The 17,624-nt window shown below is 60.4% G+C and carries 15 protein-coding genes; 8 read left to right on the top strand and 7 right to left on the bottom strand.

What is annotated here, in order from left to right; translation table 11 throughout:
• Nucleotide 1 precedes the first annotated feature (1 nt).
• From AC1DVH_RS00730 to aspA, 5 genes are all read right to left on the bottom strand, one after another.
• Entirely contained in the window at nucleotides 2-1,033 is a 1,032-nt protein-coding gene (locus AC1DVH_RS00730) for a histone deacetylase family protein (RefSeq protein ID WP_477752240.1), read from the bottom strand.
• Nucleotides 1,034-1,276: 243 nt separating this feature from the next.
• Nucleotides 1,277-2,275 (bottom strand): AraC family transcriptional regulator, encoded by a 999-nt coding sequence (locus tag AC1DVH_RS00735; RefSeq protein WP_477752241.1) that lies wholly within the window; start codon nucleotides 2,273-2,275, stop codon nucleotides 1,277-1,279.
• Nucleotides 2,276-2,437: 162 nt separating this feature from the next.
• The gene (locus AC1DVH_RS00740) at nucleotides 2,438-3,442 is read right to left on the bottom strand and encodes an asparaginase (RefSeq protein ID WP_477752242.1); all 1,005 of its coding nucleotides are present in this window, start codon (nucleotides 3,440-3,442) and stop codon (nucleotides 2,438-2,440) included.
• A 138-nt stretch (nucleotides 3,443-3,580) separates the two neighbouring features.
• On the bottom strand, nucleotides 3,581-5,029 hold the full coding sequence (locus tag AC1DVH_RS00745; protein WP_477752243.1) for an alanine/glycine:cation symporter family protein: 1,449 nt from the start codon (nucleotides 5,027-5,029) through the stop codon (nucleotides 3,581-3,583).
• Between the two features lie 492 nt (nucleotides 5,030-5,521).
• The gene (aspA, locus tag AC1DVH_RS00750) at nucleotides 5,522-6,946 is read right to left on the bottom strand and encodes an aspartate ammonia-lyase (protein WP_008045549.1); all 1,425 of its coding nucleotides are present in this window, start codon (nucleotides 6,944-6,946) and stop codon (nucleotides 5,522-5,524) included.
• A 180-nt stretch (nucleotides 6,947-7,126) separates the two neighbouring features.
• Between aspA and AC1DVH_RS00755 the strand changes: the two genes are divergently transcribed.
• The 5 genes from AC1DVH_RS00755 to AC1DVH_RS00775 all read left to right on the top strand — a co-directional run bounded on the left by AC1DVH_RS00755 (nucleotide 7,127) and on the right by AC1DVH_RS00775 (nucleotide 10,898).
• The gene (locus AC1DVH_RS00755) at nucleotides 7,127-8,044 is read left to right on the top strand and encodes a LysR substrate-binding domain-containing protein (protein ID WP_008045548.1); all 918 of its coding nucleotides are present in this window, start codon (nucleotides 7,127-7,129) and stop codon (nucleotides 8,042-8,044) included.
• A 292-nt stretch (nucleotides 8,045-8,336) separates the two neighbouring features.
• Complete coding sequence (gene purE, locus AC1DVH_RS00760; RefSeq protein WP_223455273.1) at nucleotides 8,337-8,828, top strand: 5-(carboxyamino)imidazole ribonucleotide mutase; 492 nt, start codon at nucleotides 8,337-8,339, stop codon at nucleotides 8,826-8,828.
• An 11-nt stretch (nucleotides 8,829-8,839) separates the two neighbouring features.
• On the top strand, nucleotides 8,840-9,922 hold the full coding sequence (locus tag AC1DVH_RS00765) for a 5-(carboxyamino)imidazole ribonucleotide synthase (RefSeq protein WP_414929669.1): 1,083 nt from the start codon (nucleotides 8,840-8,842) through the stop codon (nucleotides 9,920-9,922).
• 107 nt (nucleotides 9,923-10,029) lie between these two features.
• Nucleotides 10,030-10,275: a GlsB/YeaQ/YmgE family stress response membrane protein gene (locus tag AC1DVH_RS00770; protein WP_007928514.1), complete on the top strand. Its 246-nt coding sequence runs from the start codon at nucleotides 10,030-10,032 to the stop codon at nucleotides 10,273-10,275.
• 86 nt (nucleotides 10,276-10,361) lie between these two features.
• On the top strand, nucleotides 10,362-10,898 hold the full coding sequence (locus AC1DVH_RS00775) for a DUF3299 domain-containing protein (protein ID WP_477752244.1): 537 nt from the start codon (nucleotides 10,362-10,364) through the stop codon (nucleotides 10,896-10,898).
• 83 nt (nucleotides 10,899-10,981) lie between these two features.
• Here the strand turns inward: AC1DVH_RS00775 and AC1DVH_RS00780 are convergent, their stop codons facing one another.
• Both AC1DVH_RS00780 and AC1DVH_RS00785 read right to left on the bottom strand, forming a co-directional pair.
• Nucleotides 10,982-11,881 carry a D-hexose-6-phosphate mutarotase gene (locus AC1DVH_RS00780; RefSeq protein ID WP_477752245.1) on the bottom strand — a complete coding sequence of 300 codons (900 nt, stop codon included), beginning with the start codon at nucleotides 11,879-11,881 and terminating at the stop codon, nucleotides 10,982-10,984.
• A 57-nt stretch (nucleotides 11,882-11,938) separates the two neighbouring features.
• Nucleotides 11,939-12,343, bottom strand: a complete 405-nt coding sequence (locus AC1DVH_RS00785) for an acyl-CoA thioesterase (RefSeq protein WP_007942704.1) — start codon at nucleotides 12,341-12,343, stop codon at nucleotides 11,939-11,941.
• A gap of 363 nt (nucleotides 12,344-12,706) precedes the next feature.
• Between AC1DVH_RS00785 and AC1DVH_RS00790 the strand changes: the two genes are divergently transcribed.
• From AC1DVH_RS00790 to AC1DVH_RS00800, 3 genes are all read left to right on the top strand, one after another.
• Nucleotides 12,707-14,005 (top strand): MFS transporter, encoded by a 1,299-nt coding sequence (locus AC1DVH_RS00790; RefSeq protein ID WP_477752246.1) that lies wholly within the window; start codon nucleotides 12,707-12,709, stop codon nucleotides 14,003-14,005.
• 168 nt (nucleotides 14,006-14,173) lie between these two features.
• Nucleotides 14,174-15,175: a phosphate ABC transporter substrate-binding protein PstS gene (locus AC1DVH_RS00795; protein ID WP_007992839.1), complete on the top strand. Its 1,002-nt coding sequence runs from the start codon at nucleotides 14,174-14,176 to the stop codon at nucleotides 15,173-15,175.
• A gap of 412 nt (nucleotides 15,176-15,587) precedes the next feature.
• Nucleotides 15,588-17,621: an ABC transporter permease subunit gene (locus tag AC1DVH_RS00800; protein ID WP_477752298.1), complete on the top strand. Its 2,034-nt coding sequence runs from the start codon at nucleotides 15,588-15,590 to the stop codon at nucleotides 17,619-17,621.
• Nucleotides 17,622-17,624: the final 3 nt, after the last annotated feature.

The raw sequence follows: 17,624 nt of genomic DNA on the forward strand, positions 1-17,624 counted from the left end.
CTCAACAAGCGCTTTCAAAACCTTCAAGAACGTTCACGGCATTGATGCCGATTTCTTCGACTGCGTAACCGCCTTCCATCACGAACAGTGTCGGTACGCCGAGGCCGGCGATGCGCTTACCCATGGCCAGGTAATCCGGGCTGTCGAGCTTGAATTGCGAGATCGGGTCGTCCTTGAAGGTATCGACTCCGAGGGACACGACGATAATGTCGGCACTGTAGCTTTCGATCTCATTGCAGGCCTGTTCCAGCGCTGCGCTCCAGGTGTCCCAGCCTGAACCGGCGGCCAACGGGTAGTTGAAGTTGAACCCTTCGCCAGCGCCTTCGCCACGTTCGTCTTCATAGCCGAGGAAGAACGGGAACTCGGCTTCCGGGTGGCCATGGATCGAGGTGAACAGCACGTCGCTGCGTTCGTAGAAAATCGACTGGGTGCCGTTGCCGTGGTGGTAGTCGACGTCGAGGATCGCGATCTTTTCATGGCCCTGATCGAGGAACGCCTGGGCGGCGATGGCGGCGTTGTTGAGGTAGCAATAACCACCCATCAAGTCGCCGGCGGCGTGGTGTCCCGGCGGACGGCACAGGGCGAAAGCAGAACGGGCGCCGCGCTGGATTTCCGCTTGGGCGGTGAGCGCGACTTGCGCTGCGCTGTACGCCGCTTGCCAGGTGCCGGCGGTGATCGGGGCGCCGCCGTCGAAGCTGTAGTAACCGAGTTCGCCATGCAGGCTGGAGGGTTTGACGCGGCGCAGGGTGCGGGCTGGCCAAGTGTAGGGCAGCAAGTCGCCGTCGGTGTTGTACTCGGTCCAGCGTGCCCAGGCGCCCTTGAAGAAGTCGAGGTAGTCTCGGCTGTGAATGCGCTCGATCGGCCCGAGGCCGAAATCCTTTGGCGCTTCGACAGGGCCCAGATTTTGATTTTGCACCCGTGCCAGTACGTGGTCGGCACGGGAAGGCATTTCGAAGCAGGGCTTGAGTTGCCCGTCTATCAATTCGCAACGGCCGTGGTGCAGGTGGTGATCGTCCGAGTAGATCGTCAGCATTTCTTGTTCTCCGCAGGGCTGATTCGGTTGCCCCCAGTGTTGCGGCGCACGGCGAATCGGAGAACGGCAGGAAAGGCCAAAAGGGGATCGATATGGCCAAAACATTTGACCGAAATTCGCCCCTGTTCAGCGTATGGGATACACACCCTGTAGGAGCTGGCTTGTCAGCGAAGGCGGTATTGCGGCGATACAGATGCGTTGGATGCGCTGGCCTCTTCGCGGGCAAGCCCGCTCCTACAGGGTTTATCCGTGTGGCCGAAACTGACTCGGCGCCACACCACTCCAGCGCACAAACGCATGCCGAAAACTCGCGGTCTCGCTGAAACCCAGGGCTTCGGCAATCTGATAGATCGGCAACTGATCCTCGCAAAGCATTTGCTTGGCCTGCTCGAAGCGCAGTTCGTCGAGCAGTTCCTGATAGCTGCAACCCATGTCCTTGAGATGCCGGCGCAAGGTCCGCGCCGAACAGTTCATTTGTTCGGCCAATCCCTCCAGCCCCGGCGCCGCATTCAATTGCGCGCTGAGCAATTGGCGGATCCGTCCCAGCCACGCCTGGCGCCCGGTGAACTCGATGTTCTGTTTGCGGCAGCGTTCGGCCATGGCCTGGTGGGTGATGATGTCGGCTAGCGGCAGTGGCTGGTCGAGCCAGCGCTTGTCGAAGGCAAAGGCATTGTTACGGGCGCCGAAGTGCACCGGGCAATTGAAGTGTTCGGCGTAGGTCGCTTCGTAATCGGGGGCGGCGTGTTCAAAGCGGGCGCCGAGCAACGGCAGGGGATGGCCGAGCAGGTCGTCGCAGGTGACTTTCAGCGACACCAGGCAGAATTCGGCGTTGAACACCGCCATGGCCGGGCTCTCGCGGTAATCAGCGGCGACGAACCAGATGCGCTCGCCATCGTCTTCAAGGCTCAACTCGAAAAGTGTTCCCAGCAGCGCCGGATAACGCATCGCCAGACGCAAAGCGTCACCGAAGGTGGCACTGGTGAGCAGGGCGTAACCGAGCATGCCGTAGCAGGAAACGTGCATCCGCCGGCCCAGTTCCAGGCCGATGTCACGTTTGAGAGCAACGGCGTTGGCACAGACCTGCATTTCCTGATTGGTGGTGATGCGTGTGTCGGCACGGTTCAGATCCGCCGCGCTGATGCCGCTGCCGGCCAGCAGCGCTTCGCTGGACAAGCCTTGTGCCCTGAAGGCATCGAGTACCAGGGAGACCGCGTTGAGCGTGGTGAGGTGGGAGTGGAGCATGAGGACTTCCAGCCTTGGGATAGCTGGAGCGCAGCAAGTTGTATGCCGGGTGATGTCCCCTGTGGGAGCGAGCCTGCTCGCGATGACGGTGGATCAGTCACATCAATGTGAATGGTAGACCGCTATCGCGAGCAGGCTCGCTCCTACAAGGGTGGTGTGGTGTCAGCTCAGTTCACCGCACAGGTCGAGTTCGACAAGCCGACGGATTTCGTCCGTTTCAAGCCCCGCACCCAACAACCCATGCAACTTGCCGAACGCCGCCTCACGGGTCATGCCGCCACCGGACAACACCCCAACGCCACGCAAGCGACTGCCGGCTTCATAGACGTCCAGTACAACCCCGCCTTCGTGGCATTGCGTGACGGCCACTACTACAACGCCCTTGTCCCGCGCACGCCCAAGGCTGGCGAGAAACCCGGGGTTGTCGCTCGGACCGGTGCCGCTACCGTAGCACTCCAGCACCAGGCCCTGAATGCCACTGTCGAGCAAACCATCCAGCACCTCGGCGCTGATGCCGGGGAACAGCGGCAGCACCGCGACGTTCGCCAATTGTTTGGGTTGGTTGTAATTCAGCTGTGTTGGTAAAGAAGGCACCTTCACGCCACCGCCCTGACGCTCCAGGCGCTTGAACGGATGGCGGCCGAAACTGCGTACCTTCGCGCAGCGGGTCGGGTCCAGCCGTTCGCCATGGAAGTACAGATGCACGCCCGGCGCGAGGCCCTGGCCCAGTGCAACCAGCGCGCCGCCGAGGTTTTCCCAGGCATCGCTATCGGTGACGCCGGCCGGCAGCATGGAGCCGGTGAAGCACACGCGGGCATGCAGGCCGAGCAACTGGAAGCTCATGGCGGCGGCACTGTAGGCCAGCGTGTCGGTGCCATGCAGGATCAGCACGCTGTCGCAGCCCTGCACATCCACTGCGTCGACCACCGCTTCACGCAGCTGCTGCCAATACGTCGGGGTCATGTTGGCGCTGTCGATCAGCGGCGACATTTCACGGAAGCGCCATTGCGGCACCACCAGATCAGGCTGGCTGTGCAGATAATCGCGCATCCGCGCTTCGAAACCGGACGCTGGAGCCAGGCCGTTGGCGCTAGCCTGCATGCCGATGGTGCCGCCGGTGTAGAGCACCATGACGTGCTGGGCGGCAGGATAGGTCGAGGAAATCATGGAGGTTCTCCGAGAGCGATGACTCCTGTGGGAGCGAGCCTGCTCGCGATAGCGGCCTGACAGTCAAGATGGCTGTTGAATGTTATGGCCTCATCGCGAGCAGGCTCGCTCCCACACGGGATTGTGCACTTTAACCGATCAGCGTTGCGCTGCGGTCACGCCTTGCGGCTCAGCCTGATTCTGAGCAGCTGCCGGCGGATTGGCCGGCCACGCCTGGCGATCCAGATCCAGGTCCGGGAACTTGGCGGAGTCGAAAACCGGCGTCTTGATCCCAGCGGCGCGCTGGTCATCGTAGTCACGCAGGATGCGCATGCCGACCTTGAACAGCAGGAATAGCGCGATCAGGTTGACGAACGCGAGCATGGTCATGGTGATGTCGGCGAAGGCAAATACGGTGCCGAGGTTTTCGATGGCGCCCCAGAAAATCAGCACCAGTACCAGTGCGCGATAGCCCATCAGCGCCTTGCGGTTTTCACCGATCAAAAAGCGCAGGTTGCTCTCGCCCAGGTAGTAGTTATAGAGGATCGAGGTGAACACGAACAACGCCAGGGCCACGGAGATGAACATCCGGCCCCAGTCACCGACCACGGCGGCCAGCGAGTTCTGGGTCAGGGCAATGCCGTCGCCTTCGAAGCCCGGGGTGTAGAAGCCGGAAAGCAGGATCAGCAGCGCGGTGCAGGTGCAGATCACGAAGGTATCGAGGAACACGCTGAACGCCTGCACCACACCTTGTGCCACCGGGTGCTCGACCGCCGCAACCGCCGCCACGTTCGGCGCACTGCCCAGGCCTGCTTCGTTGGCGAACACTCCACGTTTCACGCCCATGACAATGGCGCTGCCAATCAGGCCGCCAAAGGCCTGGTCCAGACCGAAAGCGCTCTTGACGATGGTTATCAGCATGCCCGGCACATGGTCGAACTGCAGCACGATCACGTAGAGGGTCACGCCGATGTACACAAGGGTTTTCACCGGCACCAACAGGTCGGCGACCTTGGCGATGCGCTTGATTCCGCCGATGAACACCAGACCCAGCAACACGGCCAGACCGATGCCGGTGTAAGTGGTGTCGAGGCCGAACGCGTTGTTCAACGAGTGCGTCACGGCGTGGGCTTGCAGGCCGTTGAAGGCGAAGCCGAACGTCACGAGCAGCAAGAACGCCATCAGCATGCCCAGCCAGCGTTTTTGCAGACCGTGCTGGATGTAATAGGACGGACCGCCACGGAACTGGCCTTCGGAATCGCAGCGCTTGTAGAGCTGGCCGAGGGAGCATTCGAAGAAGCTGCTGGACATGCCGACCAGTGCGGTCACCCACATCCAGAACACCGCTCCGGGGCCACCAAGGGTCACGGCAATGCCGACGCCGGCGATGTTGCCCGCACCGACGCGGCCGGCGAGGCTGAGCATCAGGGCCTGGAACGAACTGAGTTGCCCGGCGCTGCTTTTGAGGCTGTCGCGGAACACCGCGAACATGTGGAAGAAATGACGCAGTTGAACGAAACGCGAGCGGATCGTGAAGTAGCTACCGAGCCCGACAATGAGCACGATCAGTACTTTCCCTGAGAGGAAGTCGTTAATGACTTCGAGCATGGATTATTCCTCGCTGTTTTTTGTGTAGGCGGATGCTGGCCGGATAGACATATCGAGTTACACCCGCTGGCGCACGGCACAACAGGCGGGTCGAAGTTCGTCCCGGTTTCATATCGCGGGTTTGTTATTAGTTCGGGTTTCGCATGGGTTGTGGCCTCGCTACCGACGACCGCTCATGCGAAGAGGGGCGGCACTATACCGATGACAGTGCCGTCCGTCTGCACGGTTGTGGTGTATTCGGTGAAGCGAAGCCTTTGAAGCACCTGTCCTTACTGGCGTCTGGCTCCTGTAGGAGCGAGCTCGCTCGCGAAAAACTCAAGGGCGCCGTTGGCCATCAGGTTTACGCGTTATCGTTAAACATCTTTCGCGAGCAAGCTCGCTCCTACAAAACAGTTAAAAAAAAGGGCCTGGAGATTGATCTCCAGGCCCTCAAAAGGTGAGAGGTGTCTAGTCCCTCGACCTGGTGAGCGGTGCTACAAATAACGCGTCGGGTTATGCCTTCAGGGGCACCAGACGCGGAGCAATCATGTTTTCCGGGCGCAGGATGTCGGCGAGCATGGCTTCGTCGAGCAGACCTTCTTCACGCACCAGTTCCAGCACGCCGCGGCCGCTTTCAAGAGCGAGGCCGGCGATGCGGGTGGCATTTTTGTAGCCGATGTACGGGTTCAGCGCGGTGACCAGGCCGATCGAGTGCTCGACCAGTTCACGGCAGCGTGCTTCGTTGGCGGTGATGCCGACGATGCAGTGCTCGCGCAGCATGTCCATGGCGCGTTGCAGCAGGCGGATCGAGTCGAAGATCTTGAAGGCGATCAGCGGCTCCATCACGTTCAGTTGCAGTTGGCCGCCTTCGGCTGCCATGGTCAGCGCCAGATCGTTACCGATGACCTGGAAGGCCACCTGGTTAACGGCTTCCGGGATAACCGGGTTGACCTTGCCTGGCATGATCGAGCTGCCAGGCTGGCGTGCCGGCAGGTTGATCTCGTTGATGCCGGTGCGTGGGCCGCTGGACAGTAGGCGCAGGTCGTTGCAGATCTTCGACAGCTTGACCGCGGTGCGCTTGAGCATGCCGGAGAACAGCACGAAGGCGCCCATGTCGGAAGTGGCTTCGATCAGGTCGGCCGCCGGAACCAGCGGTTGACCACTGATCAGCGCCAGGCGCTGTACAGCCAGGGCCTGATAGCGCGGGTCGGCGTTGATGCCGGTGCCGATCGCGGTGCCGCCCAGGTTCACTTCAGTCAGCAGTTCCGGGGCCAGCGTCTTCAGACGGGCCAGGTCTTCGCCCATGGTGGTGGCGAAAGCGCGGAATTCCTGACCCAAGGTCATCGGCACGGCGTCTTGCAACTGGGTACGACCCATCTTCAGGACGTGGTTGAATTCTTGGCCCTTGGCCGCGAACGCCTGAATCAGGCTGTCGAGGCTGGCCAGCAGGGCGTCGTGACCGAGCAACAGACCCAGGCGGATAGCTGTTGGGTAGGCGTCGTTGGTCGACTGCGCCATGTTGACGTCGTCGTTCGGGTGCAGGTACTGGTATTCGCCTTTCTGGTGACCCATGGCCTCCAGTGCGATGTTGGCGATGACTTCGTTGGCATTCATGTTGGTCGAAGTGCCAGCGCCGCCTTGAATCATGTCCACCACGAACTCTTCGTGGAAGTCGCCGCGGATCAAACGTGCACAGGCTTCGCTGATGGCAGCGTGCTTGGCTTCGCTCAGGTGACCCAACTCACGGTTGGCGTCTGCGGCGGCCTGTTTAACCATGGCCAGACCGACAACCAGTTTCGGGTAGTGCGAAATCGGAACGCCCGAAAGGCGGAAGTTATTCACCGCTCGCAGGGTCTGGATACCGTAATACGCTTGAGCCGGTACTTCGAGGGCGCCAAGCAGGTCATTTTCTGTGCGGAATGATGCAGCGGAGGACATGATAGAAATCATCTCAATATGGACCCGGTCTGTGCCGGAACGCTGTGAATGCTAGGCTTGTGCAGAATTTTGGGCCAATGCTGTTAAACACTAGCCTATGCACATTCGGCATAATGCCCGTGTGACGCGGCGTTGACGGCAAGCGTGTGACCTAAATTGGTGCATCTCCGGGAGGATGTGATGAATCTGGAAAGCAAATGGCTGGAGGACTTTAGTGCCCTGGCCGCCACCCGCAGTTTCTCCCAGGCAGCCGAGCGGCGTTTCGTGACGCAACCGGCGTTCAGCCGACGAATCCGCAGCCTGGAAGCGGCGCTGGGGCTGACGCTGGTCAATCGTTCACGCACGCCGGTGGAACTGACAGCGGCAGGGCAATTGTTTCTGGTCACCGCACGCACCGTGGTCGAGCAGCTCGGCGAAGTGTTGCGCCATCTGCATCACCTGGAAGGCGGGCAGGGCGAGGTAATGCAGGTGGCTGCCGCACACTCCCTGGCGCTGGGTTTCTTTCCGCGCTGGATCGCGCAGTTGCGCAACGAAGGCTTGAACATCGCCACGCGACTGGTGGCGACCAACGTGGGTGACGCGGTGCATGCCTTGCGCGAAGGTGGCTGCGATCTGATGCTGGCCTTCTACGACCCGGATGCCGCGATGCAGATGGACCCGGAAATCTTCCCGTCACTGCACTTGGGCCACACCGAAATGCTGCCGGTGTGTGCCGCCGACGCCGACGGCAAACCGCTGTTCGATCTGGAAGGCGAAGGCAGCGTGCCGTTGCTGGCCTACAGCGCCGGTGCGTTTCTCGGCCGTTCGGTGAACATGCTGCTGCGCCAAAGGGCGCTGCGCTTCACCACGATCTACGAAACCGCCATGGCTGACAGCCTCAAAAGCATGGCCCTGGAAGGCCTGGGCATCGCCTGGGTGCCGCAACTGAGCGTGCGCGCCGAACTGGCACGCGGTGAACTGGTGGTCTGCGGCGGCCCGCAGTGGCACGTGCCGCTGGAGATTCGTCTGTACCGCTGTGCGCTGGTGCGCAAGGCCAACGTGCGGTTGTTGTGGCGCAAACTTGAAGGCGGCGCGGCCCAAGGCACAACCGGTTCTTGAAACCACCAAATGCTCCCACAGGGGGTTTTGTTGTTTGGAGCAATCAGGATCGGGATCAAGTTCCACGGTGTTTTGTGTTGAGCGTTGGCTGACCTTCGAGTCAATAAAACCGGCACTTTGCGCCGTATGACAGATGGTCGTATCGGGGGCTGTTTATCTGCTTCATTGAGGTATACTGCGCGGCCTTCGGCCGGTTACGACCGGCCATAATTCGTACAATCAAGCCACGCATCCTGCGTGGCTTATTGTTTTTTGACGCGCCTGCGGGCGCCCAGAGAGAAGAGGCACGACGATGAGTGCACTGGTTGGCGTGATCATGGGCTCCAAGTCCGATTGGTCCACCCTTAGCCACACCGCCGATATGCTGGAAAAGCTCGGCATACCCTACGAGGTGAAAGTGGTTTCTGCCCACCGCACCCCGGACCTGCTGTTTCAGTACGCTGAAGAAGCCGAGGCACGTGGCATCGAGGTGATCATCGCCGGTGCCGGTGGCGCGGCCCACTTGCCAGGCATGTGTGCGGCCAAGACCCACTTGCCGGTGCTGGGCGTACCCGTGCAGTCCGCTATGCTTTCGGGCGTTGATTCGCTGCTCTCCATTGTGCAGATGCCAGCAGGCATTCCGGTTGCCACTCTGGCCATCGGCAAGGCGGGTGCGATCAACGCAGCGCTGTTGTCGGCGAGTATCCTGGGCGCCAAGCACCCGCAGTTCCATACGGTGCTGAAAACCTTCCGTGCTGAGCAGACAGACAGCGTCCTGGACAATCCAGACCCACGCATCGCCTGAGGTTGTTGACGATGAAGATCGGTGTAATCGGTGGCGGCCAACTGGGTCGCATGTTGGCGCTGGCGGGCACTCCGCTGGGCATGAACTTCGCTTTCCTGGACCCGGCGCCGGATGCTTGCGCAGCCGCGTTGGGCGAACACCTGCGAGCCGATTACGGCGATCAGGATCACCTGCGTCAGCTGGCCGATGAAGTCGATCTGGTGACCTTCGAGTTCGAAAGCGTTCCGGCCGAGACCGTGGCTTTTCTCTCGCAATTCGTCCCGGTCTACCCGAGTGCTGAAGCCCTGCGCATCGCCCGTGATCGCTGGTTCGAGAAGAGCATGTTCAAGGACCTGGGGATTCCTACTCCGGCGTTCGCCGACATCCAGTCCCAGGCCGACCTGGACGCCGCCGTGGCTTCCATCGGTCTGCCGGCAGTGCTGAAAACCCGTACTTTGGGTTACGACGGCAAGGGCCAGAAAGTCCTGCGCACCCCTGAGGATGTGGTCGGCACCTTCGCCGAACTGGGCAGCGTGGCCTGTCTGCTGGAAGGCTTCGTGCCGTTCACTGGTGAAGTCTCGCTGATCGCCGTGCGCGCCCGCGACGGTGAAACCCGCTTCTATCCGCTGGTACACAACACCCACGAAAGCGGCATCCTCAAGCTGTCCGTGGCCAGCACCGATCACCCGTTGCAAGCTCTGGCCGAAGACTACTCCAGCCGTGTGCTCAAGCAGCTGGATTACGTCGGCGTGATGGCGTTCGAGTTCTTTGAAGTCGACGGTGGCCTCAAGGCCAACGAAATTGCCCCCCGGGTGCACAACTCAGGGCACTGGACCACCGAAGGCGCCGAGTGCAGCCAGTTCGAAAACCACCTGCGGGCCGTTGCCGGTCTGCCGTTGGGTTCGACGGCCAAGGTCGGCGAAAGCGCGATGCTCAACTTCATTGGCAAAGTGCCGGACACCGAGAAGGTCGTTGCCATCGCCGATTGCCATCTGCATCACTACGGCAAGGCGTTCAAGGTCGGCCGCAAGGTCGGTCACGCCAACTTGCGTTGTGCGGATCGCGAAACGCTGACCGCGCAGATCCTCAAGGTCGAAGCGCTGATCGCCGAATAGTTTCATGTGGCAGCGGCGGAACCATTCAGGGACCGCCGTTCTCTCATGGCAGGATGCCAAAGTCTGACTAGGCTTTCGCATAGCCACTTCATTCAGAGGGAAATGCCATGGGAATCATCGGAACCATCTTTATCGGCTTGATTGTCGGCCTGCTGGCACGGTTCCTGAAACCGGGCGATGACAGCATGGGCTGGATCATGACCATCCTGCTCGGTATTGGCGGTTCGCTGGCGGCGACTTACGGCGGTCAAGCCCTGGGCATCTATCAGGCTGGCCAAGGAGCAGGCTTCATCGGTGCGCTGGTGGGCGCCGTTGTGCTGCTGGTGATCTACGGGCTGGTCAAAAAGAACTGATCCAGGCGACAAGCCCTCTCCGCCAAACTGGCCGGGAGGGCTAGAATGCTCGGCGTTTCCTGTTCTTCCCTTTACCGAGCACCTTCATGCGCCGTCTTTTACTGACTCTTGTTTTACTGGGTTCGGGCTTTGCCCATGCTGGCGAATTGCCAGAAACCGACTGGCTCGAATTGATGCCCAAGTCGGATCAGAAGGCCCTCGAGGCCATGCCTGAAATCGACCACAACTCCCCTGAAGCCAATGGCACTTTCACCGACAAGGGTGGGATGAAGCAGGCCAAAGGCTTGCCGGCGGTGATGTACTCGACAAAGACCGTTGCGTCGATGAACGACAAGAACATCCGCATTGGCGGTTACCCCGTGCCGCTGGAGTCCGACGCCAAGGGCCGCAGTACGCTGTTCTTCCTGGTGCCGTATCCGGGCGCGTGCATCCATGTGCCACCGCCGCCACCCAACCAACTGGTGCTGGTGCGCTATCCAAAGGGCCTGAAGCTGAACGATATCTACACGCCGCTGTGGGTCACCGGCACGCTGAAAGTCGAGAAGGTCAGCAATGACCTCGCCGATGCGGCGTATGCGCTGGATGCGCAGAAGGTCAGAGTAGTGAAAGAGTCGGATCTGTAATCAAGTAGACAAAAAGATCGCAGCCTTCGGCAGCTCCTACACCGATCTCTGTAGGAGCTGCCGAAGGCTGCGATCTTTTGATCTTAAAGCGGTTTGCTACCGATGCTGACACCCAAGGTGTGGCTCGCGCCCGCTGCGAGCGTCACCACATCGCCCATCACGTTCGCCGTCTCGATGCACAGCATGCGTTGCCAGCCGTCATCGGCCATGTCACTGAACGCAGCGGCGCGGTCGATCCACGGGTTCCAGATCACCGCCGTACGCGAGCCGGTGCTGGTCAGCACGATGCGCCGTTCCCAGGCAGGATCGACGATGCTCAACTGCGGTGGTGCATCGAGATAGATGCGATCGGTCTCGCCGGTAAAACGCAGATCACCGGACTGTTGCTTGGTTTTCCAGTCTTCCAGGGTTTCGATGTAGCTCAAGCCATCCACACCTTCGACATGCACCTCGCGCACATCGCTGACGGCAAAATAACTGTGCAACGCCTGGCTGATGCTGACGGTTTCGGCGCCCCGGTTGTGGCTGGTCAGCTGGATGTGCAATTGCTCGTCGAGGCGAATGCTCAACGTCAAATCCACCTGGTGCGGCCAGCCGGGAAAGCCGCCTTCGGGGTAGGGCAGGAGGAATTCGACCTTCAGGCTTTCGCCTTCGGCTTCTATGCCGCCCAGCTCCCAATCCATCGCTCGCACGAAGCCATGAGCCGACGGCGCTTCATTGCTGGTGTGCATCGCCTGAACGCTTTGCGGGTTGCGCGCAAAGTTGCCGAACCACGGCCAGCACACCGGCACGCCGGCACGGATGCTCTTGCCGGTCTTGAACACGGCCTCGTCGTTGAGCCAAATCAGCGGCGGCTGGCCAGCCAGTTGATAGCTGAGGATGTGTGCGCCTTGCTGGGCCACCAGTAATTCGGCCTGACCGTGGCGGATGCGCCAGCAGTTCAGTTCATCCAGTTTTACGGCTTCAACATTGGGCGTGCTCATGGGACAGCTCTCGATCAGTAAAGTGGACGACTATCGACCGCAAAACGGTTGCCAGGTTTAGCGAGCCCGAGGCGGAACCGAACGGGTGCGACCGCTGCCGTCGATGGCAACGAACACAAACACCGCTTCGGTTACTTTACGCCACTCGCTGGACAGCGGATCGTCGCTCCAGACCTCGACCATCATCTTGATCGAGCTGCGACCGATTTCCAGGGCCTGGGTATAAAAGGAGAGCTGCGCGCCCACCGCCACCGGAACCAGAAATGCCATGCGGTCGATCGCGACGGTGGCAACGCGTCCGCCAGCGACCTTGCTGGCCATCGCGGTGCCTGCCAAATCCATCTGCGCCACCAGCCAGCCGCCGAAAATATCGCCAAAGCCGTTGGTTTCGCGAGGGAGCGCGGTGATTTGCAGGGCCAGGTCGCCTTGCGGGATCGGATCTTCTTGTTCGAGCTCTATCATGCCGGGGGTGCCTCTGACCCGTGACTCTTCGTTGGTATTGCTGGTGGTAGCCGTCTTCGGGAAAAACGATTCAGCACCGAACATACTACGTTCGTCACGTTTTCCATAAGGCGCCTAAAGGGAAACTCTGCGAAATCGCCTATGAACCTGACAGGCGTTTTCGCACAGCAACCCCTCAAAAACCGGAGCAAGGTTTGAGTATATCGGTCGGTAGACTCCGCGACGACCGTCCGGTTCTCATTTTGACTGTCAAAAACGCACATCTATGTGCTTTTTCGAACAATTTGCTATCGTGCCGGACCTGCCCAAACCTCAGCCAGCGTTGTTGAGGTTGCAGATCCGACTATAAGAGAAGCCCTTGCCATGACCACAGCGCCCTCGAGCATCGCGCAGCCAGAGCAACCCGCACGCCCGCTGACCCGCAACGACTACAAGACTCTATCGCTGTCTGCCCTGGGCGGCGCGCTGGAGTTCTACGACTTCATCATCTTCGTGTTCTTCGCAACGGTGGTGGGCAAGCTGTTCTTCCCGGCGGACATGCCCGAGTGGCTACGCCTGATGCAGACATTCGGCATCTTTGCCGCCGGCTACCTGGCACGGCCGCTGGGCGGCATCGTGATGGCGCACTTCGGCGACCTGCTGGGCCGCAAGAAAATGTTCACCTTGAGCATTTTCATGATGGCCGTGCCGACCTTGATCATGGGTTTGTTGCCGACCTATGCGCAGATCGGCATGTGGGCGCCGATCCTGCTGCTGTTGATGCGGGTGATCCAGGGCGCCGCCATTGGCGGTGAAGTGCCGGGGGCGTGGGTCTTCGTTTCCGAACACGTTCCGCAGCGGTATGTCGGCTACGCCTGTGGCACCCTGACCAGCGGCCTGACGGCGGGCATCTTGCTCGGCTCGCTGGTCGCCACGGCGATCAACAGCCTCTATACCCCGGTGGAAGTGTCGGATTACGCCTGGCGGATTCCGTTCCTGCTGGGTGGCGTGTTTGGTCTGTTCTCGGTGTACCTGCGTCGCTGGTTGCACGAAACCCCTGTGTTCGCCGAGCTGCAACAGCGCAAGGCCCTGGCCGAAGAAGTGCCGCTGCGGGCGGTGCTGCGTGACCATCGTGGCGCCATCGCCATTTCGATGCTGCTGACCTGGCTGCTGTCGGCCGCCATCGTGGTGTTGATCCTGATGACCCCGACTGTGTTGCAGACGGTCTATCACTTCTCGCCTACCACCTCCCTGCAGGCGAACAGCGTGGCGATCGTGTTCCTGAGCTTTGGCTGCATCATTGCCGGCGCACTGGCCGATCGCTTCGGTGCGGGACGAGTCTTCGTGATCGGCTGTACCGCGCTGCTGGCCAGCTCCTGGACCTTCTATCACAGTCTGGCCGACCATCCCGACTGGCTGTTCCCGATGTATGCCGTGACCGGTCTGTTGGTCGGCACCATCGGCGCGGTGCCGTACGTGATGGTCAAAGCGTTCCCGCCGGTGGTGCGCTTCAGCGGCTTGTCGTTCTCGTACAACGTTGCCTACGCGATTTTCGGTGGCCTGACGCCGATGATCGTCAGCCTGTTGCTCAAGGAAAGTGCGATGGGACCTGCTTATTATGTGGCGGTGCTGTGTGGGGTGGGGATTCTGGTAGGTGCATATCTCTGGAAGAAGGGCCGCTGACAGCGAGCGATCACAGCACTCCTCACATCTACAGTTACAACTGAAAGGCCAGCCTTCTTAGCGGAGTGCTGGCCTTTCATCCAATTGTCATATTTCAGCCATAGAGTGTTCACACGGCCTGCTGATACTTGGCCCCGAATAACACACCCTATCTGCTAGGAGTAAGGCATGAAACTGAAGCGTTTGATGGCGGCAATGACTTTTGTCGCTGCTGGCGTTGCGACTGCCAACGCGGTTGCCGCTGTTGACCCTGCTATCCCGAGCTACACCAAGACCACTGGTGTGTCGGGCAACCTGTCCAGCGTTGGTTCCGACACTCTGGCCAACCTCATGACCCTCTGGGCCGAGAACTACAAAAAAGAATACCCGAACGTAAACATCCAGATTCAGGCCGCTGGCTCCGCCACTGCGCCACCTGCGCTGACTGAAGGCACCTCCAACCTGGGCCCGATGAGCCGCAAGATGAAGGACACCGAACTGGCTGCCTTCGAGCAGAAGTACGGCTACAAGCCAACCGCTATCCCGGTTGCCGTGGACGCCCTGGCTGTATTCGTACACAAGGACAACCCGATCCAGCACCTGACCATGGAGCAGGTCGACGCGATCTTCTCGTCCACTCGTCTGTGCGGCGCCAAGACCGAAGTCAAGACCTGGGGCGACCTGGGCGTGACCGGCGACCTGGCCAACAAGCCGGTTCAACTGTTCGGTCGTAACTCGGTATCCGGCACTTATGGCTACTTCAAAGAAGAAGCCCTGTGCAAAGGCGACTACAAGCCAAACGTGAACGAACAACCAGGTTCGGCTTCGGTCGTTCAGTCGATCAGCTCCTCGCTGAACGGCATCGGTTACTCGGGCATCGGCTACAAGACTGCTAGCGTGAAAACCGTTGCTCTGTCCAAGAAGGGCAGCACCGAGTTCATCGAAGACACCGAAGAAAACGCCCTGAACGGCAAGTACCCGCTGTCCCGCTTCCTGTACGTATACGTGAACAAAGCTCCGAACAAGCCTCTGGCCCCGCTGGAAGCCGAGTTCGTGAAACTGGTTCTGTCGAAACAGGGTCAGGAAGTTGTAGTGAAAGACGGTTACATCCCACTGCCGGCCAAAGTAGCTGCCAAAGCTCTGGCTGACCTGGGTCTGGCGGAAGGCGGCGCTGAAGTCGCAAAAAAGTAACAAATTGAGTCTAGAGTGACCCCCTCTGGACTCACATGGGGGTGGCAGGAGCCGCCCCCATACACCTCTAATTCTCTATCCGCTGCTGGTTACCGCCAGCGGCGGATTTGTTGCGTCACTGCACTGTCATCTTTCTGTCATACAGGATCGCTAGGGTGTGCGAATGAATGATCTGGCCAATTCCAACATGACTACTAATCCCCCCAAGCGAATTGATTTCAATACGCCTGAGTTGCAACGCAAGCGCCGCATTCGCGCGCTCAAAGATCGCCTGACCCGCTGGTACGTCCTCGTTGGCGGCCTCGCTGTGCTGGGCGCGATCACCTTGATCTTCTTCTTCCTTGCCTACGTCGTCGCGCCGCTGTTCCAGGGTGCCAGCCTGACCGCCAAGGACGCCATCACGCCAGCCTGGATGCAAGACGCCGGCAAGCCGCTGATGATCTCCCTGGAAGAACAGAACCAGGTTGCGATGCGGGTTTCTGACAAGGGCCAGGCATTGTTCTTCGACATCGACAGTGGCGCTGAATTGAAGCGCGTCGATCTGCCGATTCCGGCCGGCACCACCGTGACCTCCATCGGTGAAGACCAGCCAGGTCACCCGCTGGTGGCTGTGGGGCTTTCCAACGGTCAGGCCCTGGTGTTCCGCCACACCTATAAAGTCAGCTACCCGGACGGCAAGAAATCCATCACACCGGCCATCGAGTACCCGTATGGCGAAGCGCCAATCGCGGTGAACGAAGCCGGCGGTGCGCTGGAGCACGTCAGCCTCAACGCCAACGACTCGACCCTGATGCTGGTTGGCGCCACCGGTTCACAACTCAATGTTCTGTCGCTGACCAGCGAAGAGAACATGATGACCGGCGAAGTCACCAACGAGCAGAAGCGCATCGAACTGCCGCAGATGAACGAGCCGGTGAAAAACATCTTCGTCGACCCGCGTCAACAGTGGTTGTACGTGATCAACGGGCGTGCCCAGGCCGACGTGTTCAGCCTGCGCGACAAGAGCCTCAACGGTCGCTACAAACTGGTGGAAAACGGCGAAACCGAAGTCACCGCCAGCACCCAGCTGGTGGGCGGTATCTCGCTGATCATCGGTGACTCCAAAGGTGGCCTGGCCCAGTGGTTCATGGCTCGCGACCCCGATGGCGAACAACGCCTGAAGCAGATCCGCACCTTCCAGATGGGCACCACGCCTATCGTTGAAATCACTGCCGAAGAACGCCGCAAGGGCTTCGTTGCCCTCGACGCTTCCGGCAAGCTCGGCGTGTTCCACAGCACCGCCCACCGCACCTTGCTGGTGGAACCGGTCGCTGAAGGCCAAGGCGTTTTCGGTCTGTCGCCTCGCGCCAACCGCGTGATCGTGGAAGCCGGCGGCAAGTTGCACCCGCTGCTGCTCGACAACCCGCACCCGGAAGTCTCGTGGAGCGCACTGTGGAGCAAGGTCTGGTACGAGAACTACGACGAGCCTAAATACGTCTGGCAATCGACCGCCGCCAACACCGACTTCGAACCCAAGCTGAGCCTGTCGCCGCTGACCTTCGGTACCTTGAAAGCCGCGTTCTACGCCATGCTGCTGGCCGCTCCACTGGCCGTTGCCGCTGCGATCTACACCGCGTACTTCATGGCTCCGGGCATGCGCCGCAAGGTCAAGCCGGTGATCGAGCTGATGGAAGCGATGCCGACAGTGATCCTCGGTTTCTTCGCCGGTCTGTTCCTCGCGCCCTATGTGGAAGGGCATTTGCCCGGCATCTTCAGCCTGCTGATGTTGCTGCCGATCGGCATTCTGGTCGCCGGTTTCACCTTCAGCCGCCTGCCTGAGTCGATCCGCCTGAAAGTCCCGGATGGCTGGGAAAGTGCGCTGCTGATTCCGGTGATCCTGTTTGTGGGCTSGCTGTCGCTGTACATGAGCCCGTTCATGGAGAACTGGTTCTTCGGCGGAGACATGCGCATGTGGATCTCCCACGACCTGGGCATCACCTACGACCAGCGCAACGCCCTGGTGGTCGGTCTGGCCATGGGCTTCGCGGTCATCCCGAACATCTATTCCATCGCCGAAGATGCCGTGTTCAGCGTGCCTCGCGGCCTGACCCTGGGCTCCCTGGCCCTCGGTGCCACGCCGTGGCAGACCATGACCCGCGTGGTGATCCTCACCGCCAGCCCGGGCATCTTCTCGGCGCTGATGATCGGCATGGGCCGTGCCGTCGGTGAAACCATGATCGTGTTGATGGCCACCGGTAACACCCCGGTCATGGAAATGAACCTGTTCGAAGGCCTGCGCACCCTGGCAGCCAACGTCGCGGTGGAAATGCCCGAATCGGAAGTCGGCGGCAGCCACTACCGCGTGCTGTTCCTCTCGGCGCTGGTGCTGCTGTTGTTCACCTTCGTCATGAACACCCTCGCGGAACTGATTCGTCAGCGTCTGCGCAAGAAATACTCGTCGCTTTAAGAA

It is taken from the genome of Pseudomonas sp. P4_C3 (assembly GCF_056402075.1).

Bases quoted from the DNA above. Each gene is read 5' to 3' on its own strand.
- aspA (WP_008045549.1), bottom strand. From the start codon at position 6,946: ATGTCCTCCGCTGCATCATTCCGCACAGAAAATGACCTGCTTGGCGCC.
- AC1DVH_RS00730 (WP_477752240.1), bottom strand. From the start codon at position 1,033: ATGCTGACGATCTACTCGGACGATCACCACCTGCACCACGGCCGTTGC.
- AC1DVH_RS00770 (WP_007928514.1), top strand. From the start codon at position 10,030: ATGGGAATCATCGGAACCATCTTTATCGGCTTGATTGTCGGCCTGCTG.
- AC1DVH_RS00785 (WP_007942704.1), bottom strand. From the start codon at position 12,343: ATGATAGAGCTCGAACAAGAAGATCCGATCCCGCAAGGCGACCTGGCC.
- AC1DVH_RS00780 (WP_477752245.1), bottom strand. From the start codon at position 11,881: ATGAGCACGCCCAATGTTGAAGCCGTAAAACTGGATGAACTGAACTGC.
- AC1DVH_RS00735 (WP_477752241.1), bottom strand. From the start codon at position 2,275: ATGCTCCACTCCCACCTCACCACGCTCAACGCGGTCTCCCTGGTACTC.
- AC1DVH_RS00790 (WP_477752246.1), top strand. From the start codon at position 12,707: ATGACCACAGCGCCCTCGAGCATCGCGCAGCCAGAGCAACCCGCACGC.
- AC1DVH_RS00745 (WP_477752243.1), bottom strand. From the start codon at position 5,029: ATGCTCGAAGTCATTAACGACTTCCTCTCAGGGAAAGTACTGATCGTG.
- AC1DVH_RS00795 (WP_007992839.1), top strand. From the start codon at position 14,174: ATGAAACTGAAGCGTTTGATGGCGGCAATGACTTTTGTCGCTGCTGGC.
- AC1DVH_RS00775 (WP_477752244.1), top strand. From the start codon at position 10,362: ATGCGCCGTCTTTTACTGACTCTTGTTTTACTGGGTTCGGGCTTTGCC.
- AC1DVH_RS00765 (WP_414929669.1), top strand. From the start codon at position 8,840: ATGAAGATCGGTGTAATCGGTGGCGGCCAACTGGGTCGCATGTTGGCG.
- AC1DVH_RS00755 (WP_008045548.1), top strand. From the start codon at position 7,127: ATGAATCTGGAAAGCAAATGGCTGGAGGACTTTAGTGCCCTGGCCGCC.
- purE (WP_223455273.1), top strand. From the start codon at position 8,337: ATGAGTGCACTGGTTGGCGTGATCATGGGCTCCAAGTCCGATTGGTCC.
- AC1DVH_RS00740 (WP_477752242.1), bottom strand. From the start codon at position 3,442: ATGATTTCCTCGACCTATCCTGCCGCCCAGCACGTCATGGTGCTCTAC.